1 protein-coding gene and 1 pseudogene are annotated in these 1138 nt (G+C 41.9%); both read left to right on the top strand.

Annotation, left to right across the window (positions count from 1 at the left end; translation table 11 throughout):
• Nucleotides 1-690, top strand: a pseudogene (locus tag ACFIQE_RS10620) (hypothetical protein); the annotation flags it as partial.
• The gene (locus tag ACFIQE_RS10615; protein ID WP_375707727.1) at nucleotides 674-1060 is read left to right on the top strand and encodes a hypothetical protein; all 387 of its coding nucleotides are present in this window, start codon (nucleotides 674-676) and stop codon (nucleotides 1058-1060) included. The pseudogene ACFIQE_RS10620 and the gene ACFIQE_RS10615, both read left to right, overlap by 17 nt.
• Nucleotides 1061-1138: the final 78 nt, after the last annotated feature.

Raw genomic sequence — 1138 nt, 5'->3', positions numbered from 1 at the left:
AATAAGAATATATATAAAAAAACTAAAACTATCGTTTTAGCAAAAAAAGAAATTGGTTCTGAAAGTTTAGAAACAAACGAACAGGTTGACAAGCCAACAGAGGTTGCTGCTGTTGAGACCACATCAGAGCAAATCGAAACCTCATCAGACAACCAACCTCCCATTCACGAGCAAGAGAACGTTCCCAAAAAAGCAAAACGAGCGCAAGCTAATCGCGGTTGTCGATTGCCTACGGATTTTGAACCGGATTACGATTTTGCCATTGCAGAGGGCTTGCCTCCAGAGCGCGTCAAAGTCGAAATTGCAAAGTTTCGAGATTATTGACGTTCAAAAGCCGGAGCAAATGCAACCAAAATCGATTGGCAAGCAACATGGCGTAACTGGGTACGCAGGGCTATCGAGGGTTTAGAAAAAATAAAAAATACGAACAACAATGGTGGAAACAATGGAAACTTTTCAAAAGATCAAAGAACTCGTGGTGGTACCGGAGAGACAATCCGTAATCTTATCGGTGCAACACAGCTTAGTGACGCCTCTACAAGATACCGTGCAACAGATAGAGCAATGTGTAACTCTGGAGTTCCCATGGACCTTGAGAAATGGCATTCAATTGACAGCAACCCTAGAGAAACAAGCTTTAGAAGCTTATCAGACTGTTCAAAACTTACTTACCTTGAAAGCGTCTGTTGAAGACATAGCAGAGGCTCTTGATGTGCTTGAAGGTGGTTTGACAATGCAAAAAGTTTCGAATGTAGAAGCGCGTGCAAAGGCTTATATCGCAGCTCTTAACGACATTTCACTCTGGTCTTTATTGCAAGCTGTTAAAAATCTTATACGTGGTGAAGCAAAAGGCATGTCCACAACATTTGTGCCCTCATGCGCTGATCTAGCGCAGTCTTGTCGTGATTTAGAAAGCAGGCTTTATGGTGTTGCTGAGAGAGTTTTTACAGCAGTTGAAAATACGCGTAACCTAGCCTTAGGAGGCAAGCGCATTTCATTCATGAGAATAGGCAAGCCTAGTGAAGAGTGTCATGACAGTAGCAATTCTAAAGCGGCTTAAAACAGCAAACTAGTGAAAAGTGCTGATCATTTTACGATTAGGCATGCATTTAAATCGACAAAAAGGTACCGTACAAAG

Source organism: Bartonella sp. AA1HLJMS (genome assembly GCF_042197445.1).
GTDB lineage: Bacteria > Pseudomonadota > Alphaproteobacteria > Rhizobiales > Rhizobiaceae > Bartonella.
Note: the sequence above shows the minus strand (reverse complement) of the source record. Positions and strands in the feature narration are given on the sequence as shown.